The 24736-nt window shown below is 60.3% G+C and carries 17 protein-coding genes; 11 read left to right on the top strand and 6 right to left on the bottom strand.

Annotation, left to right across the window (positions count from 1 at the left end):
- Positions 1-122 precede the first annotated feature (122 nt).
- Both A7D21_RS12605 and rhlB read left to right on the top strand, forming a co-directional pair.
- Entirely contained in the window at positions 123-779 is a 657-nt protein-coding gene (locus tag A7D21_RS12605) for an alpha/beta hydrolase (RefSeq protein WP_069551837.1), read from the top strand.
- 96 nt (positions 780-875) lie between these two features.
- Positions 876-2351, top strand: a complete 1476-nt coding sequence (gene rhlB, locus A7D21_RS12600; protein ID WP_073637269.1) for an ATP-dependent RNA helicase RhlB — start codon at positions 876-878, stop codon at positions 2349-2351.
- A 139-nt stretch (positions 2352-2490) separates the two neighbouring features.
- Here the strand turns inward: rhlB and moaE are convergent, their stop codons facing one another.
- The 6 genes from moaE to A7D21_RS12570 all read right to left on the bottom strand — a co-directional run bounded on the left by moaE (position 2491) and on the right by A7D21_RS12570 (position 10695).
- A complete protein-coding gene (moaE, locus tag A7D21_RS12595) occupies positions 2491-2940 on the bottom strand; it encodes a molybdopterin synthase catalytic subunit MoaE (RefSeq protein WP_053254517.1) in 450 nt (149 codons plus the stop codon).
- A gap of 2 nt (positions 2941-2942) precedes the next feature.
- Complete coding sequence (gene moaD / locus A7D21_RS12590; RefSeq protein WP_053254516.1) at positions 2943-3185, bottom strand: molybdopterin converting factor subunit 1; 243 nt, start codon at positions 3183-3185, stop codon at positions 2943-2945.
- Positions 3182-3655, bottom strand: a complete 474-nt coding sequence (moaC, locus tag A7D21_RS12585) for a cyclic pyranopterin monophosphate synthase MoaC (protein ID WP_053254515.1) — start codon at positions 3653-3655, stop codon at positions 3182-3184. Before moaC ends, moaD begins: the two co-directional genes overlap by 4 nt.
- Positions 3656-3781: 126 nt before the next feature.
- On the bottom strand, positions 3782-7513 hold the full coding sequence (locus A7D21_RS12580; protein ID WP_069551836.1) for an autotransporter domain-containing protein: 3732 nt from the start codon (positions 7511-7513) through the stop codon (positions 3782-3784).
- Positions 7514-7827: 314 nt separating this feature from the next.
- Positions 7828-9222: a PhoH family protein gene (locus tag A7D21_RS12575; protein WP_053254513.1), complete on the bottom strand. Its 1395-nt coding sequence runs from the start codon at positions 9220-9222 to the stop codon at positions 7828-7830.
- Between the two features lie 348 nt (positions 9223-9570).
- Entirely contained in the window at positions 9571-10695 is a 1125-nt protein-coding gene (locus tag A7D21_RS12570; RefSeq protein ID WP_069551835.1) for a polysaccharide deacetylase family protein, read from the bottom strand.
- Between the two features lie 929 nt (positions 10696-11624).
- Between A7D21_RS12570 and yaaA the strand changes: the two genes are divergently transcribed.
- The 9 genes from yaaA (at position 11625) to A7D21_RS12525 (ending at position 24558) form a co-directional block, all read left to right on the top strand.
- Positions 11625-12404, top strand: a complete 780-nt coding sequence (gene yaaA, locus A7D21_RS12565; RefSeq protein WP_069551834.1) for a peroxide stress protein YaaA — start codon at positions 11625-11627, stop codon at positions 12402-12404.
- An 885-nt stretch (positions 12405-13289) separates the two neighbouring features.
- Complete coding sequence (locus tag A7D21_RS12560) at positions 13290-14606, top strand: nucleotide sugar dehydrogenase (protein WP_053254510.1); 1317 nt, start codon at positions 13290-13292, stop codon at positions 14604-14606.
- 83 nt (positions 14607-14689) lie between these two features.
- Positions 14690-16171, top strand: coding sequence for a mannuronan synthase (alg8, locus tag A7D21_RS12555; RefSeq protein ID WP_171902614.1), 1482 nt, complete (start codon positions 14690-14692; stop codon positions 16169-16171).
- 36 nt (positions 16172-16207) lie between these two features.
- Positions 16208-17374, top strand: coding sequence for a PilZ domain-containing protein (locus tag A7D21_RS12550; RefSeq protein ID WP_053254508.1), 1167 nt, complete (start codon positions 16208-16210; stop codon positions 17372-17374).
- Positions 17375-17545: 171 nt separating this feature from the next.
- Positions 17546-18907 (top strand): alginate biosynthesis TPR repeat lipoprotein AlgK, encoded by a 1362-nt coding sequence (gene algK, locus A7D21_RS12545; RefSeq protein WP_069551832.1) that lies wholly within the window; start codon positions 17546-17548, stop codon positions 18905-18907.
- The gene (locus tag A7D21_RS12540) at positions 18904-20391 is read left to right on the top strand and encodes an alginate export family protein (RefSeq protein WP_053254506.1); all 1488 of its coding nucleotides are present in this window, start codon (positions 18904-18906) and stop codon (positions 20389-20391) included. The genes algK and A7D21_RS12540 overlap by 4 nt, the downstream gene beginning before the upstream one ends.
- Complete coding sequence (gene algG, locus A7D21_RS12535; protein ID WP_053254505.1) at positions 20391-21980, top strand: mannuronan 5-epimerase AlgG; 1590 nt, start codon at positions 20391-20393, stop codon at positions 21978-21980. The genes A7D21_RS12540 and algG overlap by 1 nt, the downstream gene beginning before the upstream one ends.
- Positions 21981-21991: 11 nt before the next feature.
- The gene (locus tag A7D21_RS12530) at positions 21992-23440 is read left to right on the top strand and encodes an alginate O-acetyltransferase (RefSeq protein ID WP_069551855.1); all 1449 of its coding nucleotides are present in this window, start codon (positions 21992-21994) and stop codon (positions 23438-23440) included.
- An 8-nt stretch (positions 23441-23448) separates the two neighbouring features.
- On the top strand, positions 23449-24558 hold the full coding sequence (locus A7D21_RS12525; RefSeq protein ID WP_141718219.1) for a mannuronate-specific alginate lyase: 1110 nt from the start codon (positions 23449-23451) through the stop codon (positions 24556-24558).
- Positions 24559-24736: the final 178 nt, after the last annotated feature.

Genomic DNA, 24736 nt, shown 5'->3' with positions numbered 1-24736 from the left:
GTCGTTTCTGCCCATGGTCAATAGAAAAAGATTCAACCTTGCGACATTCTCTTAACAGATCAACCCGTCGCGCACCGTTCCGACGCACTCAATCGGAGCGCACGCACATATATGGAGCAGACATGACCGAACCCTTGATTCTTCAGCCCGCCAAGCCCGCAGACGCCTGCGTAATCTGGTTGCATGGCCTGGGTGCCGATCGCTACGACTTCCTGCCGGTGGCCGAGGCGCTGCAGGAAAACTTGCTGTCCACCCGCTTTGTATTGCCCCAGGCGCCGACCCGCCCGGTGACCATCAATGGCGGCTACGAGATGCCCAGCTGGTACGACATCAAGGCCATGAGCCCAGCCCGTTCCATCAGCCTGGAAGAGCTGGAAGCGTCGACCAAAATAGTTACGGACCTGATCGAAGAGCAGAAGAGAACCGGAATAGACGCCTCGCGGATTTTCCTCGCCGGTTTTTCCCAAGGTGGCGCCGTGGTCTTCCACACCGCCTTCCTTAAATGGCAGGGCCCTTTGGGTGGCGTGATTGCCCTCTCTACTTATGCACCGACCTTCGGTGACGAGCTGGAATTGTCCGCGAGCCAACAGCGTATTCCTGCACTCTGCCTGCACGGTCAGTACGACGACGTGGTGCAAAACGCCATGGGCCGAAGCGCCTACGAGCATTTAAAGAGCCGTGGTGTCACCGTGACATGGCAGGAATACCCAATGGGTCACGAAGTGTTACCTCAAGAGATCGCCGATATCGGTGCCTGGTTGGCTGCACGCCTGGGCTGAAACCCAGCGTTTATGTAGCCGTATGACAGACGCACTACGCCGCGCCCGTTTCTTGCATTACACTGGCCGGCGTACATTCCTTAACCAATTAATGAGATCACCGTGCTCAAAGCACTTAAGAAGATGTTCGGCAAAAGCGAGGCTGAGCCGTTCGCGCCTGTTCCCAGTGCTCCTGTCCCCTCCTCCGACAGCCGCAATGACGGTCAACAGCCAGGCCGGACCGCACCTGTCGCCTCGCCGAAGACACCGCCGGTGACGCCACCTGAACAGGCACTGCCTGCTGCTGCCGCACCAGCGCCAGCGCCAGCGCCGAAAGCACCACGCCGCGAGCGCGCACCCAAACCGCCCGTGATCCCGTGGAAACTCGAAGACTTCGTCGTCGAGCCCCAGGAAGGCAAAACCCGCTTCCACGATTTCAAACTGGCCCCGGAGCTGATGCACGCCATCCAGGACCTGGGTTTCCCGTACTGCACGCCGATCCAGGCGCAGGTGCTGGGTTTCACCCTTGCCGGCAAAGACGCCATCGGCCGTGCGCAGACCGGCACCGGCAAGACCGCCGCGTTCCTGATTTCGATCATCACCCAACTGCTGCAAACGCCGCCGCCCAAAGAACGCTACATGGGTGAGCCGCGCGCACTGATCATCGCCCCCACCCGGGAGCTGGTGGTGCAGATCGCCAAGGACGCCGCCGACCTGACCAAGTACACCGGCCTGAACGTCATGACGTTCGTCGGTGGCATGGACTTCGACAAGCAACTCAAGCACCTCGAAGCCCGTCATTGCGACATCCTCGTCGCCACCCCGGGCCGCCTGCTCGACTTCAACCAGCGCGGCGACGTGCATTTGGACATGGTCGAAGTGATGGTGCTGGACGAAGCCGACCGCATGCTCGACATGGGTTTTATCCCGCAAGTACGCCAGATCATTCGCCAGACCCCGCCGAAAAACGAGCGCCAGACCCTGCTGTTCTCCGCGACCTTCACCGAAGACGTGATGAACCTCGCCAAGCAGTGGACCACCGACCCGTCCATCGTCGAGATCGAAGCGCTGAACGTTGCCAGCGAAAACGTCGAACAGCACATCTACGCCGTCGCCGGCGCCGACAAGTACAAGCTGCTCTACAACCTGGTCAACGACAACGGTTGGGAGCGCGTGATGGTGTTCGCCAACCGCAAGGACGAAGTGCGCCGCATCGAGGAACGCCTGGTGCGCGACGGCGTCAACGCCGCGCAACTGTCCGGCGATGTGCCGCAACACAAGCGCATCAAGACCCTGGAAGGCTTTCGCGAAGGCAAGATTCGTGTGCTGGTGGCCACCGACGTGGCCGGGCGCGGAATTCACATTGATGGCATCAGCCATGTGATCAACTTCACCCTGCCGGAAGTCCCGGACGATTACGTGCACCGCATTGGCCGTACCGGCCGTGCAGGCGCTGCGGGTGTATCGATCAGCTTTGCCGGTGAAGATGACTCGTATCAGTTGCCGTCGATCGAAACGTTGCTGGGTCGCAAGATCAGTTGCGAGACGCCGCCGACGCATTTGCTGCGGGCTGTGGAACGCAAACGCCCGTAAGCTGGAATGCGCTTAAACAGGTGGGAGCGGGCTTGCTCGCGAATGCGGTCTGTCAGGTAAAGGTGTACTGACTGAGACACCGCCTTCGCGAGCAAGCCCGCTGCCACATCTGGATCTCCACACACAGTTAGTCGGCGGTTTATTTCCAGCGATCCGCCGCCGCGTGATCGCTGCCCCGCCCTTCCACCCAGCGTGGCCCTTCTGGTGTGTGTTCTTTCTTCCAGAACGGCGCGCGGGTCTTCAGGTAGTCCATCACAAACGCACAGGCATCAAACGCGGCCTGGCGGTGTGCACTGGCTGCCGCCACAAACACGATGGGCTCGCCCGGTTCCAGCGCGCCGATGCGGTGCAGCACTTCCAGCTTGAGCAACGGCCAACGTTGTTCGGCTTCCACCGCGATCTTGGCCAGGGCTTTTTCGGTCATGCCAGGATAGTGCTCAAGGAACATGCCCGACACATCGCGGCCATCATTGAAGTCGCGCACATAGCCGACAAAACTCACCACCGCGCCCACGCCGACATTGGCGGCGTGCATGGCGTTAACCTCTGCGCCGGGGTCAAATGCCTCGGCCTGTACGCGAATGGCCATGCTCAGCCTCCCGTCACGGGGGGGAAAAACGCCACTTCATCACCGGCCTGCACCGGCTCATCGAGGCTGCACAGCTCCTCGTTTCGCGCACACATCAGGTTGCTCTCGTTGAGCACCGCAAACTCAGGGTCTGCCGCCAACGCCTGTCGCACGGCATCGACGCTAGCGAACTCGCCTTCCATCTCCAGCGAATCAAAGCCTGTCGCCTCGGCGTAACGCGCAAAAAACAATACGTTGATGCTCATGCCTGGTCCGCCTTGAAATGCCCGCTTTTGCCGCCAAGCTTTTCCAGCAGGCGAATACTTTCGATGGTCATGCCACGGTCCACGGCCTTGCACATGTCGTAAATCGTCAGTGCAGCGACGCTGGCGGCCGTCAGCGCTTCCATCTCCACACCGGTCTGGCCGCTGAGTTTGCAACGCGCCAGGATATGCACGGCGTCGATGCCATCAGCGCTCAACTCGACCTTGACGCCCGTGAGCATCAGCGGGTGGCACAGCGGGATCAGATCACTGGTTTTTTTAGCCGCCTGGATCCCGGCAATACGGGCCACGGCAAATACGTCGCCCTTGGGGTGGGCGCCGTCGACAATCATTTTCAGGGTGTCGGGCAGCATGCGCACCCGCGCTTCGGCCACGGCCTCGCGGAACGTCACGGCTTTGTCGGTGACGTCGACCATATGGGCGCGACCTTGGGAATCGAGATGAGTCAGCACAGGGATACTCCTGATCAGGAGCGGCAATTGTAAACCTGTGAGTCAATTTTGCGCAGGGCTGTTTATCCCATCAAAAAGGGGCGCACTGATTGCTCAGTGCGCCCCCTCATAACCAACAACGCAGGATTAGAAGCGGAATGTAAACCCGGCATTGATCCCGTTGTTGTTACCGCGGTTGGACAGCAAACCGCTGTAGTTCAAGGACACCAGCGTGTCTTTGGTCAAGGCCATTTCCGCACTGGCCTTGATCACCGCGCCATCACGGGCCACGGGCACACTGTTGACGGCGAAGGCGCTGTCACTGCCGCTAAACTTCAGCGAGGCATCGCGATCGGTATCGCCGAACTGATGCTCCCAACCGAGCTCGCCGCGCAATGTCACTGCCGACGTCGAGCTGACCGCCAACTGGGTATGCGCGCGCAGGCCGAGGGTCGACAGCGTGGCGTCCTGGCTTTGCTTGCTGGCGTGCAAGGCGGCAGCGCCGCCCTTCTCCTTGAACGAATCGCTCTGGTAATTCAGGTACGTCAGGTTGGCGAAGGGTTCGAACAGGTTCCACTGGGTGTAACCGATCTCGGCAAACACTTGATCCGTGCGGGCGTTGTAGTCGGCTTTGTCATAGTCCGACTGGTTCGCGTAAGCCACACGCCGCGAGGTGTCCAGGCGATGCCAGGTGGTGGCGCCACCCAAGCGCAGGGCGATGGCGTCGAAGCGTTTACCGCCGTAGACCGACAGGTGATAGTTGTCGCTGTCCGCCGACGCCGATTCACCATTGAGATGGCTCTGGGTGTAGCCGGTCGCCGCGCCGACACGCCAGCCGTCGCCGACGTCCGTGTCCAGCCCCAGCAGCACACCGCTGGTGGACGAGGAGTAGCCGCTGGCATTGTTGTCACCGCTGGCGTTATTGCGCCCGCCCAGCAATTGCACCCAGCCACCGTTATCGCTGGCCTGGATTTGCGCGCTGGAATCCAGCGCCTGGGCCTGTTGCAGGCGACCGTTGACCGCTTCGCGAAGGTAACGGCTGTCGGCCATTTGCGCCGCCGCCACATCCGCGTGCAATTGCCCCGAGAGTTGCTTGAACGCAGCCTGCGCCTGGGCGGCAGAGTCCGAGGCCAGGAGGCTTTCATACACCGGGCTGCCGCTGCCCAATGCATCGGCCACGCTTGCCACGGCGCGTTCGTTGCGGGTTTGCGCGACGCTGGCAAAACTCGTCTGGTTACGCGCCACCGCCAGGCTCAGTTGGTTCGGCTGGTAGTTCAGTTGAGTGCCGATAAACAGGTAGTTGGGGGTAATCGCCGCAAACTGACCGTTGATGCCCTGGCTGGCGCTGAGGATGTTGAACTGCTGGCCCAGCAGGCTACGGGCTTCGGTGGCGGACAGCAGGTTGGGGCTGTTTTCCAGCGACACGGTGACAACACCGCCGTTGAGCGTGGCGACGCCGCTGCTCTGGATCTGGTCGCTCTGCCCGTTCGGGCCGACCTCCACGGCATACACCGAACCCGGGTTGAAGGTGACGTTACCGGTGTGCAGCGTACCGATCGAGTGACCCGGCGCCACGCGGCCGCCAGCGTTCACGCTCAAGGCGCCCACGCTGCCGTTACCGGCCAGTGTGCCGCCCTGGGTGGTCAGCACAGCGTTATCCGCGTTCACCGTCCCCACGGCGCTGCCGTCCACCGTCACGGCCGAGGTCAACGAGCCGTCGACCGACAGCTTGCCGCCACGTACCCACGTGCTGCCCGAATAGGTGTTTTGGCCTTCCAGCACCAATTCGCCGTCCCCGGACTTGGCCAGGCTGCCGACATAGGTCGTGCCGGTGAGCAAATCCTTACCGCGTGCCAGCGTCGCCTGTTCCCGGGCGTGGCCGATTTCGTAGTCAAACTGGTCATCCGCCGAGGCATTGGCGGGCAGCCCGTTCAGCCAGCCTTTTTGCTGCTTGGTGGCAGCCCAGGTCGCCTGCTCGGTGGCGTCTTCGACACGACGGGCGCGAATCGCCTCATCGGAAATCGGGTTAGCCCAGATATCGCGAGTACCGGTGGGCAATGCCACCGCCACCGAACCGAGGAACTGCCCCGGCCCCTGCATGGCTTTTTGCAGGTTGGGCAAGCCCCAGCCGCTGACCACACCCGGCACTTGCGGCGTGCCTGGCGCGGCATCGTGCACCGGTTGCAGGTTGTCGTAGGTGCGGCCACCCGTCAGGTTACCGACAGGCGTGTCCGGCCCATCCGGCGCTTGCAGGCTGGAGGTGGTCAGCAACACATCCCGCGCCTGGCTGGCGGTCATGTAAGGGAAGCGCTGAATCACCAGGGCCAACGCCCCGGAAACGCTCGGTGCAGCGGCAGACGTGCCGTTGGCATTGGGGATGATTTCGCCTTCCGGCCCGGTGGACGGAATGCCCGAAACCCCCATCACACACCACCACTTCGAAGTGCCGCAGCGGTTGTACACCTGGGCGCTGGTTTCGTCGTAACCGGTGATCGAGAGGAATTTTGCTTCGATATCCGGCTTGAAAAACGGCAGGTTGGCGTTGGTGTCCGGGTTGGCGCCGTGGCTGTCGTTGCCCGCCGAGATGATCTGGATAAAGGTGTTTTGCCGTGCGGCGTCCGCCATGGCATCCATCCAGGTTTTCTGCCCGGCGTGGGCCTTGTCCCAGAACGGGCGATAAGCGGCGGTCATGTCGCGCAAGTTGTCGGCCGCACTGTCACCGACATTACCGAAGTGGTTCTCCACGTCGTTGCGCGAGTTTTGCCCCCAGCTCTGGTTGACGATCGACACGTTCTTCGCCGCCAAGGCGTTGTAGCTGGCCATGAATGCGTTGTAGTCGAGGTCGTTGGAGCCCTGGAAGCGGTTGTCGTCGGTGCCGCCGGTATTGGCGACAAAAATATTCGCATCAAAGGCAATGCCGTGCATGCCGGTGCCATTGCGGCTGGCGCCCAGTACGCCGGACATTTCCGTGCCGTGTCCGTCATTGATGACCGGGTCGTACTCACCGGAAATACTGAAGTGCTCGCCCTTTTGAAACTCGCCGTCCGGGGTGTCGTGAAGGTAGCGCGGGTGGGTCGCGTAATACTCGCCGCTGGACGTCACCGCCTGCACCCGGTCCTGGCCCTGGGCATTTTTGCCCTGGAACTCAAAGTGCCGGGTAAGGATGCCCGAGTCGAGCACCCCCACATTCACGCCCTTGCCGGTCATGCCCAAGGCATAGGCGTAATACGCGTTGGTGCGGTCCAGGCCAGAGTTGACCTGGGCTTCCGGGGTCTTCCAGGTTTGGGCGTTGGCGCTCCAGTCACGGGTGGCGTCCGCCCAGGACTGGCCTGCATTCAATTGCCCATTGAGGTGACTGCTGACGCCCGGCTCAACGTAGGTATAGGGCTTGGCAGCCGGCAGGTTCGCGAGGATGGCCTTGGAAAAATCGAGAATATTGGTGGTGTAGCGGCCACTGTTGCTGAACAGTCGGCTGCGGTAGTAATCCAGTCGCGAGGCATAGTCCAGCGGGCGCTTGGTATCGCCAAGCATGGCGCCGATGGTCAGGTTTTCCGGCTGCAGTTCGTAATATTGCTTGAGGGGCGAATCGAACTTGCCCGACTGGGCGGCAAAGTCTTTGGCCGCGAGGTCGACAATGTCTGCATAAGCAAACCGCAGGTTCTTGTAGACCTCCGTGTTGGGGCCGAACGATGCAACGGCTTTCCTGAAGGCCGACTCCAGCACCTGCGCCGTGTAAGGGTTGCTGTCATCCGCCCAGGCCATCGAGCCCTGGCCCAGCCAGAGGGCAAGCCCCAGTGCGATGGGCGTGAGGGGGATTGATTTGGAACCGGTGCTGCGCTTGCGATGAAACAAAGTGAAGCCATTACCTGCTACGTCCATTATTCCTTTCCCTTTGGATATGTGCGTCGTCAATGAGCGATGTATCGGGCTTTTTGTAATAGGCAGGGTCACGCGGAAAACCCGCAGGGGGTTCTCAAAACGTCGTCGAATCAATGAGGTTAAGTTTCGACTGGAGTCACACAGCGTTCTTATTATTTTGCGGCGGGAAAAAATGTAACAAAATAATTACAAAGACTACAAGCACCCTGGGCGCATTAACGAAGACAAATGTCGCCCACAACAAAAACCCCGGATTTCGTGAGAAATCCGGGGTGGTTCGTGGCATTTAGCCACCAACTACGCCATGGGTGTGTTTACAGGTGGGACTCGGCGTATTCAGCCAGAATCGAGCGAGGCACCCCTTGCAGCGCAATGTGCACGCCGTTCGGGAAGTCTTTGAAGCGTTCCGTCAGGTAGGTCAGCCCGGAGCTGGTCGCAGACAGGTAAGGGGTGTCGATCTGCGCCAGGTTGCCCAGGCACACCACTTTGGAACCGGCACCGGCACGGGTGATGATGGTTTTCATCTGGTGCGGTGTCAGGTTCTGGCATTCATCGATCAAAATCAGGCTTTGCTGGAAGCTGCGACCTCGGATGTAGTTGAGGGATTTGAACTGCAACGGCACTTTGCTGAGGATGTAATCGACGCTGCCATGGGTGTTTTCGTCATCCATGTGCAAGGCTTCGAGGTTGTCGGTGATCGCCCCCAGCCACGGCTCCATTTTTTCCGCTTCGGTGCCGGGCAGGAAACCGATTTCCTGGTCCAGCCCCTGCACGCTGCGGGTGGCAATGATGCGGCGATAGCGCTTGGTCACCATGGTCTGCTCGATGGCGGCCGCCAGGGCGAGGATGGTTTTGCCCGAGCCTGCGGCCCCGGTCAGGTTGACCAGGTGGATATCCGGGTCGAGCAGCGCATACAGCGCCAGGCTCTGGTAGATGTCACGCGGTTTCAGGCCCCAGGCTTCCTGGTGCAACAGGGGTTCCTGATGCAGGTCGAGGATCAGCAGCTTGTCGACCTGAATCTCTTTGATCCAGCCCACAAACCCCTGTTCGTCGATGATGAACTCATTGATATGCACGGCCGGCAGGTTGTCGGTCAGCTGTACCTGGTGCCAGGTGCGGCCATGGTCCTGACGGGTTTCGACTTTGCTGACGCGGTCCCAGAACGAGCCGGTCATGGTGTGATAACCACGCGACAGCATCGACACGTCGTCGACCAGTTGGTCGGTACTGTAGTCCTCGGCAGCGATCCCACACGCTCGTGCCTTGAGGCGCATATTGATGTCTTTGGTCACCAGCACCAGGCGCAGGTCCTTGTCACGCGCGTGCAGGTCGATCAATTGGTTGATGATTTTGTTGTCGTTCAGATTCTCCGGCAGCAGGCTGTTGGGCTCGCTGCGCTTGTTCATCAAAATCGACAGCAAGCCCTTGGGCCCGCTTTTTCCGCGCTGGATCGGCACGCCGACTTCAACGTCCTCGGGTGAGGCTTCACCCAGGGTCTTGTCGATCAGGCGGATGGCCTGGCGGCACTCGGCGGCAACGCTGTGGTGCCCGCTTTTGAGTTTGTCGAGCTCCTCAAGCACGATCATCGGGATAGCGACGTGGTGTTCTTCGAAGTTAAGCAGTGCGTTTGGATCGTGAATCAGTACGTTGGTATCAAGCACATAAAGGATTGGCTGGTCGGAAGAAGGGTTACGTCCATGATCATCCATACTCGGTCACCTTTGTGGGAGCCAGTCGACGCAATACCACAACAGTGCTGCGCCTCGATTCGACCACCGACTGCACCTGAGTGACGTCAAGCGCAGTGCCCACATGAGGAGTCTTGGAAGACGCCACCTGTGTTGCAGGTTTCGGCGATCTGACTTCGTAATACCGCAAAAACGATGACAGAAAAAAGCACTTTGACACTTTTCTGAAGTTTATTTTTCAGGATGACGAATAGCACTAGCCGAGTGCCATGGACCCCGTTAAAGTCGGAAGTCCGCCTGCTTCGAAATGTCGCACAAAATCGCCCCAAAAAAGCCTCATCCCCAACAGGGCCGGGCACTTCAGCTTTTTCAGCGAAACGCCTCCCGACAGTCCTGCCAACCCAGCCCACTTTGCGCCGTCGCCTGTAGCAACATCGGTAATGCGACCCGCGCCTTGTCCTGGGTGTCGTGAAACACAATCACCCCTTTGCGCCATAGCAACATCAACGTCAGCAGCCGTTGCGCCGCCTCATCAGCCTTGAGTTTGCCCGGCTCATCCTGCGAGTCGATATCCCACAGCGCCACCTGCAAACCCTGGGACTGGAAGAAGCCCTGGCTGTCGGCGCGACGCTGGCCGTACGGCGGGCGAAACAGCGGCACGTAGTTTTCCGGCATCAGGTTCTGCGCCAGCGATGCACTGCGCGTGATCGAGCCTTGCCACTCGACCCAATGACTGTGGGAGCGATACTGCCAGCCCTGGGTGCCCACGCACTGGCCCTGGTACAACGCTTGTACGTCAGCCGCCGAACTGCGCTCCACGCGGGTTTGCAGACTGCTGCCGAGGACGAAGAAGGTGGCGTTGAGCTTCTGCTTGCGCAGGTAGTCAGTGAGCCAGTCAGTATTGCCGCTGACGGGTGCCGGGCCGCCGTCGAAGGTCAGCAGGAACATGCGGTCGTTGAATTCGTCGCCATTGCGTTCGTGGTCGCCAAAACGCGCGATCTCACTGCTGATCTGCGGGAACAACGCGGCTTTGCGCAGCAGTTCATCCAGGTAGCGCTCATGGAAACTGTGGCTGGGGTTGGCCCAGCCTATATAGAAGGAGTTGTCACTGACCTGGAACTTGCCGGCCTGTTCGCGCAGGTCGTCCATGCTTTCCACCAGGTAGCAGAACGAGGCATCTTCTTCGCAGCTTTGCTGGGCAAACGTGTAGTTCTCCAACAGGCGCTGCCAGAGTTGCCGGCGCAGGTCGTCAATGGAAGCCAGGTTGATGATCTTCAGGCCCAGGCGCTGCTTGAGCACGGCTTCGTCCTGGGCTTCGCTGGCGATCAAGCTATGGGCGAACATCAGGATTTCGGCGCGTGAGGCGACGTCGAACAGCGCGGGGCTGCTTAGCTTCTCCGGCCAGACACCACGGTCCAGGCTTGCCACGTCCACCGGCGCCGCCTGGGCGCCCAAGCACAGCAAACAAGCCGACAGTAAAAACGCAATTCGCACACAGGGTCTCCCTTTCCAGAGTTGTCGGGCACTATAGCCGATCACCTGGGGGAGCTACTGGGTTGGTGTGTATATCCGTTGTTTGGGTAACGGCCACTCAGGGTTCCGGGCTTACAGCGGGTCACGTTTGATAGAGCCTGTACGGAGCGGGCCGCCTAAGATCAAAAGCAGTGCACGGCGCCCCGGTTGCCGACCTCAGTGGTGTAGATCAAAAGCAACGCCGAGGATGCCTGACAGCCGACCTGATCCTGGAAGCTGAACTCGGTTGAATGTGGGAAGGGGCTCGCTCCCGATAGCAGCGTGTCAGTTGATGCATCGGGTGACTGACCCAGCGCATTCGCGGGCAAGTCGAATCGTCGCCCCGCCGCTCCCACATTTGGAACTCAGTACATCAGGCAGAGAGTGTGCTGCTCTTCAGGCTGTACTCGGTCAATGGGGGAGCTGGCTTGTCGGACCGCCGAACCGCTGCGATAGCATCAACTGGGTAGGCCTGATGTACCGAGGTGTCTGTATGCAGGTAAGCCAGCTCCCACAGAAAAGCAGTTCTGCTTCTGATCTGCCCCTGCTGTGCTTTTGCCCTGCTTTTGCTTCTACCACTCAGGTCGGCTACCAGGCCGCCGTGCTCTGCTTTTGATTTGCTGTTGATCTTGATCTGACAGGCCCCGTTAACCACGATGGCCGGAGTGCGGGCATGCCGAGCCTGGGCGAGGCATCGAGTGGTGGGGCAAAGCGTTTTTTGGTTACTTTTTTAGGCGTTTGTAAAAAAGTGACCCGCCGTAAGAGCGGAACCCTAAGCCGCCGTTACCGCAGCAACGGATATGTACACCAACGACAAAGCAGCGCCCTATCACCATCATAGGTGGAGTCTAACCCCCCAACCCCCTAGAATCCCGCCCACGCGACACGCCACGAATTCAGGAGCCAACTTCATGCTGATGGTGATTTCCCCCGCCAAAACCCTCGACTTCGAGTCACAGCCGGTCACCCCGCGCTTCACCCAGCCGCAATACCTCGACCACTCCCAAGAGCTGATCGAACAATTGCGTGAACTGAGCCCGGCGCAAATCAGCGAGTTGATGCACGTCTCCGATAAAATCGGTGGCCTCAACGCCGCCCGCTTCGGCAGCTGGACGCCGGCCTTCACGCCGGCCAATGCCAAGCAGGCCCTGCTGGCGTTCAAAGGCGATGTCTACACCGGCCTGAACGCCGAAACGTTCAGCGATGCCGACTTCAGCTACGCCCAGGACCACCTGCGCATGCTCTCGGGCCTCTACGGCCTGCTGCGCCCGCTGGACCTGATGATGCCGTACCGCCTGGAGATGGGCACCAAACTGGCCAACGCCCGTGGCAAGGACCTCTACGCGTTCTGGGGCACGCGCATCAGCGAGTGGTTGAATGAAGCGCTGGCCGACCAAGGCGATGACCTGCTGCTCAACCTGGCCTCCAACGAATACTTCTCGGCGGTCAAGCGCACGGCCCTGAACGCGCGGATCATCAACACCGAATTCAAGGACCTGAAGAACGGCCAGTACAAGATCATCAGCTTCTACGCCAAAAAAGCGCGGGGCATGATGAGCCGCTTTGTGATCGAAGAGCGCATCAACGACCCGGCCAAGCTCAAGCAATTTGATGTGCAGGGTTATCGCTTCAATGCCGAGCAGTCCAAGCCGGACAATTTGGTGTTTTTGCGCGATCACGCACCGGAATAGCGCCCTGATACGTCCTCACCAACGCTAAAGATCCAATGTGGGAGCGGGCTTGCTCGCGAATGCGGTCTGTCAGTAACAGATATTCTGACTGATACACCGCATTCGCGAGCAAGCCCGCTCCCACATTTTGTTCGCATTCCAAACCCAAAATAGTCATTTATTTGGCGCCAAAAAATCATCAAGTAAATTCCTAACAAATCTTTCACTCGACATTCGTCATTTTTTTTCGTAGTGGCACCACTTTTTTAAAACACTAGTGGCACAAAACTATCCCCTCTCTTCAACTCCCCATAACCACTCGCCCAAATAGCAAGTGCTATCAATATAGTACCAGTGCCATCTTTTCTAATATTTCAAGAAATTTCTGGAAACAGGATGAGCGGCCAGGAACTTCATCCTGATGCACCGCTCATACCACCGGTAACGAAATTCTCTGTAGCTGTAAGAGATGACTTACATGGCGACCAACGGAAGTAGCAAAGTTGTCATATTCAACTTTGACTCAGGGGTCATATTACCAACCGATTAATTAATAACGGCGACAAGGATGAATTGCCACGCACTATAAGGCCAAGGCTCAGCCTCCCCTAATGGGTCAGTGAGACAACCCAAGGCGTTGATAAGTAAAGGCTTAATGCCTCTATCAAAGCCCTGCGGCACTGGCGCCAGGCGCTTCTCCCAAGAAGGCCGGCTGCATTTCAGGGCAGGCCCCAATAACAAGGCCACGTTTCGCACAACTTGAGTGCAATGATTAGTCACTCGTTATTTAACATGCCTGTACACGATAAGTCGGCGTCTATTCGCCCAACTTTCGTGGCATCAGTGACGCTTGCAAACATGAACTCCGGCCATCTAATTGGCATGATTAATATTGAGGTAAATGCGATGCGCATTAGCATATTTGGTTTGGGTTACGTTGGCGCAGTCTGCGCCGGTTGCCTGTCTGCCCGTGGCCATGAAGTGGTCGGTGTAGACATCTCCAAGGATAAGATCGACCTGATCAATGCCGGCAAATCGCCCATCGTTGAACCGGGTCTGGGCGAACTGTTGAGCCAAGGCATCGCAAACGGTCGACTGCGCGGCACGACCAACTTCGCCGACGCCATTCGCGATACCGACCTGTCGATGATCTGTGTCGGCACGCCGAGCAAGAAAAATGGCGACCTGGAACTCAACTACATCGAGTCGGTATGCCGCGAGATCGGGTTTGTCCTGCGTGACAAGACCACTCGCCACACCATCGTGGTGCGCAGCACCGTATTGCCAGGCACGGTGGCCAACGTGGTGATCCCGATCCTCGAAGACTGCTCCGGCAAAAAAGCCGGCGTCGACTTCGGTGTCGCGGTCAACCCGGAATTCCTGCGCGAATCCACCGCCATCGCCGACTACGACCTGCCGCCAATGACCGTCATCGGTGAGTTCGACAAAGCCTCCGGCGATGTCCTGCAGTCGCTGTACGAAGAACTCGACGCGCCGATCATCCGCAAGGACATCGCCGTCGCCGAAATGATCAAGTACACCTGCAACGTGTGGCACGCCACCAAAGTCACCTTCGCCAACGAGATCGGCAACATCGCCAAGGCCGTCGGCGTCGATGGCCGTGAAGTGATGGAAGTGGTGTGCCAGGACAAGACCCTCAACCTGTCCCAGTACTACATGCGCCCAGGTTTCGCGTTTGGCGGCTCGTGCCTGCCCAAAGACGTGCGTGCCCTGACCTACCGCGCCGGTTCCCTGGACGTGGAAGCGCCGCTGCTGAACTCGCTGATGCGCAGCAACGAGTCCCAGGTACAGAACGCCTTCGACATCGTCGCCGGCCATGACAAACGCAAAGTCGCCCTGCTGGGCCTGAGTTTCAAGGCCGGCACTGACGACCTGCGCGAAAGCCCACTGGTCGAGCTCGCGGAAATGCTGATCGGCAAAGGCTTCGACCTGAGCATCTACGACAGCAACGTCGAATACGCCCGTGTGCACGGCGCGAACAAGGACTACATCGAAGGCAAGATCCCGCACGTGTCGTCCCTGCTCAACTCGGACTTCGATGAGGTGATCAACAACTCCGACGTGATCATCCTCGGCAACCGTGATGAGAAATTCCGTGCCCTGGCGCATAACGCGCCGCACGGCAAGCAAGTGGTCGACCTGGTGGGCTTCATGTCCAAGGCCACCAGCGTAAGTGGCCGCACCGAAGGTATTTGCTGGTAACAGCGACGGCAAGTTTCGGGCTGCAGGTGTCTTCATCCCCAGCGCTTGCAGCCTGAAGCCTCCTTCCCTTCCGGATGACGCTTATGTCCAAGTTAAAACATGTACTGCTGCAATCGGCCGGCTGGCTGTTCTTTCTCAGCCTGCTGATGGGACTCGCCCTGCTGTTGCCGGCGAGTACGTTCGACTCAGAGTCGAAGAATTTTATTTTCCTGATTGGCGCCGTCGGTATCTGGCGCTACTCGATGGGTGCTACGCATTTCTTTCGCGGCATGCTGTTCCTGTACGTGGTCTACCCCCACCTGCGGCGCAAGGTGCGCAAGCTGGGCAAGGCGGCAGACCCGTCCCATGTGTTCCTCATGGTCACCAGCTTCCGTATCGATGCGCTGACCACCGCCCAGGTCTACAGCTCGGTCATTCGCGAGGCCATCGAATGCGGCTTCCCCACCACCGTGGTCTGCTCGCTGGTGGAAATGTCCGATGAACTGCTGGTGAAAAGCCTGTGGGAACGCATGAACCCGCCGGACCACGTAAAGCTCGACTTCGTGCGCATCGCCGGCACCGGCAAGCGTGACGGCCTGGCCTTTGGTTTTCGCGCCATCTCCCGCCACCTGCCGGATGACCGCGCAGTGGTCGCCGTGATCGATGGCGACACCGTGCTCGCCGAAGGCGTGGTACGCAAGACCGTGCCGTGGTTCCAACTGTTCGGCAACGTCGGCGGCCTGACCACCAACGAGTTCTGCGAAGTGCGCGGCGGCTACATCATGAGCGAGTGGCACAAACTGCGCTTCGCCCAGCGCCACATCAACATGTGCTCCATGGCCCTGTCCAAGCGCGTGCTGACCATGACCGGACGCATGTCGGTGTTCCGTGCCAGCGTGGTCACCGACCCGGGCTTTATCGCCGATGTGGAAAGCGACTCGCTGCAACACTGGCGCCTGGGCCGCTTCAAGTTTTTGACCGGCGATGACAAGTCCAGCTGGTTCAGCCTGATGCGCCTCGGTTACGACACCTTCTACGTGCCGGACGCCGCGATCAACACCGTGGAGCACCCGCCGGAAAAGAGCTTTATCAAGGCCAGCCGCAAGCTGATGTTCCGCTGGTACGGCAACAACCTGCGCCAGAACTCCCGCGCCCTCGGCCTCGGCGTACGCCGCCTGGGCCTGTTCACCAGCGTGGTGCTGTTCGACCAGCGCGTGTCGATGTGGACCTCCCTGCTCGGCCTGACCGTGGCCGTCATCGCCACCTTCAAGTACGGCGGCGCGTTCATCCTTGCGTACCTGCTGTGGATCGGCATAACGCGCCTGATCCTGACCCTGTTGCTGTCGTGCTCCGGCCACACCATCGGCCCGGCGTACCCGGTGATTCTCTATTACAACCAGATCATGGGCGCGCTGGTGAAGATCTACGTGTTCTTCCGCCTTGATCAACAGTCCTGGACCCGCCAGGACACCAAACTGACCCGCGATTTGGCCAGCTTTCAACGTTGGTTCAACACCTGGTCGTCTCGGACCATGACCTTCTCCGCCGGCAGCATTTTCGTCGCCGTGTTGCTGATGATGGTCTGACCCAGCCAAGCCTGAATTAACTAGGAAATCGAACATATGAACAGCCCAGTAAACGCCAATGTTGTCCACGAATCCGAAGCCCAGCGCCAACATGCCCGGGTGAAAATCCCGGCCAAGCTGCGCTTCTTCAACACCGACCGTACCCAGACCGAAGCACGGGTAATCGACCTGTCCGCCGGTGGCCTGGCGTTCACCGCCACCCAGCCACTGACCGTCGGTGAAGTGCACAAGGGCCGCCTGCAGTTCGTGATCGATAACCTCGGTTTGGCGATGGATGTAGAGCTGCAGATTCGCTCCTACGACCGCCAGAGCGGCCGCACCGGTTGCCAGTTCCAGAACCTCGACGCCCAGGATATTTCCACCCTGCGCCACCTGATCACGTCGCACTTGTCCGGCGACATCGTGACCATGGGCGACGTACTGGCCACCCTGCAACGCGACAACTTCACCAAGGCGCGCAAGGTCAAGGACGGCGGCAGCGGCATGACCGCGTTCGGCCGCCTGCGCGCCGTGGTGTTCAGCGCCGGGATCTTCATTGTCGGCCTCGCCGCGTTCGGTTTTGTGTTCAAGTCGGTCTACGGCATGTACTTCGTCAGCCACGCCCAGGCTGGCCTGGTCAGCGTGCCCGGCATGAACGTGACCATGCCGCGTGACGGCACCGTACAAAGCCTGCTCAAAGGTGACGCGGTCGCGGCCAAAGGCGCGCCACTGGCGACGTTCAGCACCAGCATGCTCGATGTGCTCAAGGGCCATCTGGACGAAGAGCAGTTGCAACCGGCCAAGGTCGAAGAACTGTTCGGCAAGCAAATGACCGGCACCCTGACCTCGCCGTGCGATTGCGTCGTCGCCCAGCAACTGGTCGCCGACGGTCAGTACGCCAACAAGGGCGACGTGATCTTCCGACTGGTGCCACGCGGCAGCCTGGCCAACGTAGAAGCGCGCTTCACCTATCGCCAGTTCGCCGACGTGCGCCCAGGCACGCCGGTGAGCTTCCAGGTCGCCGACGAAGAACAGGTCCGCACGGGCACCATCGTCAGCAGCGCCAGCCTGAACAGCGACGACCTGTCTTCCGACATCCGTGTACAGATCAAGCCGGATGCACCGCTGGACAGCACCTACGCCGGCCGCCCAGTGGAAGTCACCAGCGACCGTGGCCCTTCGCTGAACTGGCTGATCGATAAAGCCATGGCTCACGGTCTGTAAGCGGAGGACATGCCTGTGAACCCTATTTCAAGCACAACACAGAGCACTGTGGGAGTCGGGCTTGCCCGCGATGGGATCGACTCGGTGCACCTGAAAGACCGAGTTGCCCGCGTCGCAGGCAAGCCAGCTCCCACACAGAGCGGGTCGCACTTCGCCTCTGCATTCTGCACATTGGCACTGGCGGTCAGCCTCGCCGGTTGCGCCGGCCTGCCCGACCAGCGCCTGGCCAACGAAGCCCTCAAACGTGGCGACACGGTCACCGCCCAGCAGAACTATCAGCAGCTGGCAGACCTGGGTTACAGCGAGGCTCAAGTCGGCCTGGCGGATATCCAGGTGACCACCCGCGACCCCGAGCAGATCCGCCAGGCCGAGGCCACCTACCGCGCGGCCGCCGATACCTCGCCGCGCGCCCAGGCCCGCCTGGGTCGCCTGCTGGTGGCCAAGCCGGGCGCCACCGAGGCCGAGCAGCACGAAGCCGAGGGCCTGCTGAAAAAAGCCTTTGCCAATGGCGAAGGCAATACCCTGATTCCGCTGGCGATGCTGTACCTGCAATACCCGCACAGCTTTCCTAACGTGAACGCCCAGCAACAGATCAGCAAATGGCAGGCGGCGGGTTACCCGGAAGCGGGCCTGGCCCAGGTGCTGCTGTATCGCACCCAGGACACCTACGACCAGCATCTGGATGATGTGGAACGCATCTGCAAGGCCGCCCTGAACACCACCGACATCTGCTACGTCGAGTTGGCCACGGTCTACCAGAAACAAGCCGCGCCGGAAAAACAGGCCGAGCTGCTCAAGCAGCTGGAAGCCGGCTACAGCCGTGGCACGGTCACGGCCCAGCGCGTCGACAGCGTGGCCCGTGTGTTGGGCGACGCGACGCTCGGCAAGCCGGACGAAAAAACCGCCCAGGCCCTGCTGGAAAAAATCGCCCCCGGCTACCCCGCCTCCTGGGTCAGCCTGGCGCAACTGCTCTACGACTTCCCCGAACTCGGCGATGTCGACCAGATGATGCTGTACCTGGATAACGGCCGCGCCGCCGACCAGCCGCGTGCCGAGCTGTTGCTGGGCAAGCTCTACTACGAAGGCAAGTGGGTGCCAGCAGATGCGAAAGCCGCCGAAGCGCACTTCGAAAAAGCCGTCGGCAAGGAAGTCGCCGCCGATTACTACCTCGGCCAGATCTACCGCCGTGGCTACCTGGGCAAGGTCTACTCGCAAAAAGCCCTCGACCACTTGCTGACCGCTGCGCGCAACGGCCAGAACAGCGCCGACTTCGCCATCGCCCAATTGTTTTCCCAAGGCAAGGGCACCAAGCCCGACCCATTGAACGCCTATGTCTTCAGCCAGTTGGCTAAAGCCCAGGACACGCCAGAGGCCAATGACTTGGCCACGCAGCTCGAAGCCCCGCTGACGCCCGAGCAACGCGCCGAAGGCCAACGCCTGGTGCAGCAGGAGCTGGCCACGCGCGGCACCCTGGCCCAGAGCACGCTGCAACTGCACGCCCTGCAAGAAGAAGACGGCGAGGAATCCCTATGAAGCTCAACCCATTCGTCAAGGCCGGCATCGGCCTGACCTGTGCCCTGCTGTGGTCATGCCCGACCCTGGCCGCACTGACCGAAGCCAAGAACTTCGGCCTCGAAGTGAAAATCACCGGCCAGTCCGAAGACGACCGCGACCTGGGCACCAAGCCCGGCGGCGACGTCAACGGCATCGGCCTCGACCTGCGCCCGTGGGTCTATGGCGAAAGCGGCGCGTGGAGCGCCTATGCCATGGGCCAGGCCGTGACGTCGAGTGACATCATCGAGACCGACACCCTGCAACAGTCCTCCGATGACAGCGCCGCCCAATCGAGCAACGACGACCGCAAGACCAAGAAAAACTATTTGGCCCTGCGCGAGTTCTGGGTCGGCTACAGCGGCTTCACGCCCTACCCTGGCGAGCTCCTCAAGGTCGGGCGCCAGCGCCTGAACAATGACGATGGCCAATGGCGCGATACCAATATCGAAGCGCTGAACTGGACCTTCGACACCACCTTGCTCAAAGCCAATATCGGCGCCGCCGAACGCTTCAGCGAATACCGCACCGACTTGAAGGAACTGTCGCCTGACGACAAGGACCGCAAGCACTTCTACGCCGACGCCGCCTACCAGTGGACGCCGGGGCAGTGGATCGGCCTGCGTGGCCATCACACCCATGACGACGGCAAGCTCGACTACGCCGAACCGGGCGTGGCCACCGACCCGCTGGACAAGCGCGAAAACGGCGACCTGACCTGGCTCGGCATCGAAGCCAACAGCGACGCCTATAACTGGCGCAACACCAACACCGTCAACTACTGGGCCAGCGTCACCGGCATGAAAGGCAACCGCGACACGGTCAACGCCTTGAACGCCGACGGCACCCGCCCGGCACAAGCCAAGCGCAGCGACGACGTGAGTGGCTGGGCCACCGACCTGGGTATCCGCCTGCGCCTCGACCCGCAGTGGCAAGTCGGCGCGGCTTACTCGCGCGCCAGTGCCAACTACGAGCAGAACGGCCTGCAAAGTAACCGTTCGAACTGGACCGGCACGCAATCGCGCGTGCACCGCTTCGGCGAGGCGTTTCGCGGCGAGATGAACAACATGCAGTCCATGAGCCTGTTCGGTTCCTGGCAGCTGCGCGAGGACTATGACGCCAGCCTGGTGTACCACAAGTTCTGGCGCGTCGACGGCAACAAGCCGGTGGGCAGTAACGGCATCGATGCGGTGCAGAACAACACCGATGACGTGACCGGCGCAATCCTCTCCAGCACCTCGTTGCCGCTTGAAGACGGCAAGAAGGACCTCGGCCAGGAGATGGACGTCGTGGTCACCAAATACTTCAAGAAAGGCCTGCTACCGGCCGCGCTGAGCCAGTCGATCAACGAACCATCGGCCCTGGTGCGCTTGCGTGCAGGCGTGTTCAAACCGGGCGACGCCTATGGCAGCGGCGTCGACACGTACATGCACCGCGCCTTTGTCGACGTGATCTGGAAATTCTGATGGGAGCCTGCGCGATGAACCCTCAAGCCCTCAAAGGCTCGGTCAGCCTGCTGGTCGCAGCCATGCTGCTGGCCAGCACTTCGGCCTTTGCCGACGGTGCGGCGGTGAAGGCGCCGACCATCGCCAAAGAGCTGCAACAGGCCAAGACCTACACCATCTCCAGCCCGCCAACCGCGCCGCTGGAAATGCCCAAGCCGGCCCTGCCGGACCTGTCGGGCTACACCGCCGCGGCGATGGAAAAGAAGGTCGTGCGCACCAAGCCCGGCAAAGTCAGCGTCCGCCGCATGATGCAGGAAGACGCCCTCAAGGACTTTATCGGCGGCGACAACAAGATGGCCGAATGGGTGGTGCGCCAGCACGGCATTCCCCAGGCGATCTTTGTCGACGACGGCTACATGAACCTCAAGGACCTGCTCGGCAAAGTGCCCAAGCAGTACCTCAGCGAAACGTCGCCGGGTGTGTTCCTGGCCAAGCTGCCGATCGTGGTCGGGCGCAAGGGCATCCTCGAAATCGACAAGAAGACCCAGGAGCTGCGCCTGTCCCAGCAGGCCGGTTCGTTCCTGATCAACGACGGCCAGCTGTTTGTGCGTGATACCCGGATTACCGGCTGGAACGAAAAGGCCAACGGCCCGGCGACTTTTCAGTCGCCCAAGGAATTCCGCCCGTTCCTGCTGGCCTGGGGCGGCACCCAGACCTATATCGCCAACAGCAAGATGGCCAGTTTCGGCTACGCCAACAGTAAGTCGTACGGGGTGAGTATTTCCCAGTACACGCCGAACATGGCCAAGGTCCTCAAGCGCGCTGAGCCGACCGGCTGGATCATCGATTCCGAATTCTCGGACATGTGGTACGGCTTCTACTGCTACGAGACCACCGGCTTTGTGATCAAGGGCAACACCTACAAAGACAACATCGTCTACGGCATTGACCCGCACGACCGTTCCCACGGCCTGATCATTGCGGACAACACCGTCTACGGCACCAAGAAGAAGCACGGCATCATCATTTCCCGGGAAGTGAACGACAGCTTCATCTTCAACAACCGCAGCTATGACAACAAGCTTTCAGGCCTGGTGATCGACCGGAACAGCGTGAACAACCTGATCGCCGACAACGAGATCTACCGCAACCACACCGACGGCATCACCCTCTATGAGAGCGGCGACAACCTGCTGTGGGGCAACAAGGTGATTGCCAATCGTCGCCACGGTATCCGCATCCGTAACAGCGTGAACATTCGCCTGTACGAGAACAGCGCCATGGCCAACGGCCTGACCGGCGTGTACGGCCACATCAAGGATTTGACCGACACCGACCGCGACATCGCCCTCGACCCGTTCGACGCCAAGGTCTCGCTGATTGTGGTCGGCGGTGAACTGGCGGGTAACGGCAGCGGGCCGCTGTCCATCGACTCGCCGTTGAGCGTCGAGCTGTACCGCGTAGCGATGCTGGCGCCGACCAAATCCAGCGGCATCAGCTTCAACGGCGTGCTGGGTGACCGGCAGGAAGAAATTCTCGACCTGCTGGTGCGCCAGCAGAAAGCCGTGCTGATCGACCCTGTCGAACGCCAGACCCAAATGCAGGACTGAGGATGACCCTTATGCACCCACACATAATCAAACTGCTGAGCCTCTCGGGTCTGACCCTCGGCCTGCTGGCGGCCAGCCAGGGCGTGCGCGCCGATGAAGTGAAAGCGCCTACGTTTACCGCCGAGCCGTGCTGCAGCCTGTGCCCGGCCGCCCATGACGCGAAGAACTACACCACGCGCTACCAGCAGAACTTCACCACCCTGGTGCAAGCCCAGGGCGACTGGCTGTTCCGTACCCAGGAAGATTTGCGTACCGAATTCGACACCAGCCCCGCCGGCTACAAGCGCATGCAACAACTGCACGATGCGTTCAAGGCCAAAGGCGTGGAACTGGTGGTGGTCTACCAGCCGACCCGTGGCCTGGTGAACCGCAACAAGCTCAACCCGGAAGAGAAAGCCAAGTTCGATTTTGACAAGGCGTTGGGCAACTACAAAACCATGCTCGGCCGTTTCGCCAAGATGGGTTATGTGGTGCCGGACTTGTCGCCGCTCACCAACGAGCAACTGCCGGATGAGTTGCCGGCCCACGACTTCTACTTCCGCGGCGACCAGCACTGGACCCCGTACGGCGCTCAGCGCACGGCAAAAATCGTCGGCGCCAAAGTGCGTGCCATGCCGGAGTTTGCCGATATTCCCAAGCGCGAATTCGAAACCAAGCGCTCCGGGCGCATGGGCAAGACCGGCACGCTGCACAACATGGCCGGGCAGCTCTGCGGCACCAGCTACGCGATCCAGTACATGGACCAATTCACCACCGAGCCCAAAGGCGAAGCCGGCGACGGCGACCTGTTCAGCGATGCCGGCAACCCGCAGATCACCCTGGTGGGCACCAGCCACAGCGGCAAGAACTACAACTTCGCCGGCTTCCTTGAACAGGAAATCGGTGCCGACATCCTCAACGTCGCCTTCCCCGGCGGTGGCCTGGAAGGGTCGATGATCCAGTACCTGGGCAGCGATGAATTCCAGAAAACCCCGCCGAAAATTCTCATCTGGGAATTCTCGCCGCTCTATCGCCTCGACCAGGAGACCATCTACCGCCAGATGATGGCGCTGCTCGACAACGGCTGCGAAGGCAAGACCGCGCAGATGAGCGCGAGCACCACGTTGAAACCCGGCAAGAACGAATTAATGGTCAACCGTTCGAACAAAGACCTGCGCAACAGCAGCCATCAGGTCGACATCCGCTTCGCCGACCCGTCGGTGAAAACCCTGCAAGCCACCCTCTGGTACATGAACGGGCGCCACGAGGACATCAAGATCGACAAACCCGAAACATCCGATACAGACGGGCGTTTCGCCTTTGAACTGCGCACCGATGAAGACTGGGCCTCGCAAAACTTGCTGGCCGTGGAAGTGCAGGGCCCAGAAGAGGGTGCTGCCGCGCAGAAAGTCGAAGCGAAAATTTGCACACGCAACGTATTCCCCGCCGGTGGTCAACAGACCGCCTCAACCGGGCAATGAGGTTACCTATGCAGAAGTTAGTGATCCCAACCTTACTGGGCCTGGCGATGTTCGCCGGCGCCGTGAATGCAGCCGCGCCACTGCGTCCACCCCAGGGCTATTTCGCCCCGGTGGAAGCCTTCAAGACCGGCGATTTCAAGAATGACTGCGACGCCATGCCGGCGCCGTACACCGGCTCGCTGCAATTTCGCAGCAAGTACGAAGGTTCGGACAAAGCCCGTTCCACGCTGAATGTGCAATCCGAAAAAGCCTTTCGCGACAGCACCGCCGACATCACCAAGCTGGAAAAAGACACCAGCAAGCGCGTGATGCAGTTCATGCGCGACGGTCGCCCGCAGCAGTTGGAATGCACCTTGAACTGGCTCACGAGCTGGGCCAAGGCGGATGCGTTGATGTCCAAGGACTTCAACCACACCGGCAAGTCCATGCGCAAATGGGCGCTGGGCAGCATGGCGTCGGCCTATGTGCGCCTGAAGTTTTCCGACTCGCACCCGCTGGCCAACCACCAGCAGGAGTCGCAATTGATCGAGGCCTGGTTCAGCAAAATGGCGGATCAGGTAGTGAGCGATTGGGACAACCTGCCGCTGGAAAAAACCAACAACCACTCCTACTGGGCGGCCTGGTCGGTCATGGCGACGTCTGTCGCCGTGAACCGCCGTGACCTGTTTGATTGGGCGGTGAAGGAATACAAGGTCGGCGCCAATCAGGTCGATGCCCAGGGCTTTTTGCCGAATGAATTGAAGCGCCAGCAACGTGCCTTGTCGTACCACAACTACGCGCTGCCGCCGCTGGCGATGATCGCCAGTTTTGCCTTGGTCAACGGTGTGGACCTGCGCCAGGAAAACAACGGCGCGCTCAAACGCCTGGGCGACAAGGTGCTCGCCGGGGTCAAAGACCCGCAGATCTTCGAGCAGAAGAACGGCAAAGAGCAGGACATGAAGGACCTCAAGGAGGACATGAAATTTGCCTGGCTTGAACCCTTCTGCACCCTCTACACCTGCGCCCCGGATGTGCTCGAGCGCAAGCACGGGATGCAGCCGTTCAAGACCTTCCGACTGGGCGGTGACCTGACCAAGGTCTTCGACCCGACGCATGAAAAAGGCAACAAAGGTTCCTGAAAAAACAGCTGACGAAACTGGGTCCCCGTGTGGGAGCGGGCTTGCTCGCGAAGGCGGAGTGTCAGTCAACACATCCGTTACAGAACCACCGCTTTCGCGAGCAAGCCCGCTCCCACAGTTTGAGCCGGTTTCGTCAGTAGGAATGTAGTACCGCTCTCTGCGCTTATTCGCGTGGGGG

This window comes from Pseudomonas sp. AP19 (assembly GCF_001728855.1).
GTDB classification, from domain to species: domain Bacteria; phylum Pseudomonadota; class Gammaproteobacteria; order Pseudomonadales; family Pseudomonadaceae; genus Aquipseudomonas; species Aquipseudomonas fluorescens.
The sequence above is the reverse complement of the archived record's forward strand: the minus strand, read 5'-3'. Positions and strand labels throughout refer to the sequence as shown.

Bases quoted from the DNA above. Each gene is read 5' to 3' on its own strand.
- A7D21_RS12580 (WP_069551836.1), bottom strand. From the start codon at position 7,513: ATGGACGTAGCAGGTAATGGCTTCACTTTGTTTCATCGCAAGCGCAGC.
- A7D21_RS12575 (WP_053254513.1), bottom strand. From the start codon at position 9,222: ATGGATGATCATGGACGTAACCCTTCTTCCGACCAGCCAATCCTTTAT.
- A7D21_RS12550 (WP_053254508.1), top strand. From the start codon at position 16,208: ATGAACAGCCCAGTAAACGCCAATGTTGTCCACGAATCCGAAGCCCAG.
- yaaA (WP_069551834.1), top strand. From the start codon at position 11,625: ATGCTGATGGTGATTTCCCCCGCCAAAACCCTCGACTTCGAGTCACAG.
- algG (WP_053254505.1), top strand. From the start codon at position 20,391: ATGGGAGCCTGCGCGATGAACCCTCAAGCCCTCAAAGGCTCGGTCAGC.
- A7D21_RS12530 (WP_069551855.1), top strand. From the start codon at position 21,992: ATGCACCCACACATAATCAAACTGCTGAGCCTCTCGGGTCTGACCCTC.
- A7D21_RS12525 (WP_141718219.1), top strand. From the start codon at position 23,449: ATGCAGAAGTTAGTGATCCCAACCTTACTGGGCCTGGCGATGTTCGCC.
- A7D21_RS12560 (WP_053254510.1), top strand. From the start codon at position 13,290: ATGCGCATTAGCATATTTGGTTTGGGTTACGTTGGCGCAGTCTGCGCC.
- moaE (WP_053254517.1), bottom strand. From the start codon at position 2,940: ATGGCCATTCGCGTACAGGCCGAGGCATTTGACCCCGGCGCAGAGGTT.
- A7D21_RS12605 (WP_069551837.1), top strand. From the start codon at position 123: ATGACCGAACCCTTGATTCTTCAGCCCGCCAAGCCCGCAGACGCCTGC.
- alg8 (WP_171902614.1), top strand. From the start codon at position 14,690: ATGTCCAAGTTAAAACATGTACTGCTGCAATCGGCCGGCTGGCTGTTC.
- moaD (WP_053254516.1), bottom strand. From the start codon at position 3,185: ATGAGCATCAACGTATTGTTTTTTGCGCGTTACGCCGAGGCGACAGGC.
- A7D21_RS12540 (WP_053254506.1), top strand. From the start codon at position 18,904: ATGAAGCTCAACCCATTCGTCAAGGCCGGCATCGGCCTGACCTGTGCC.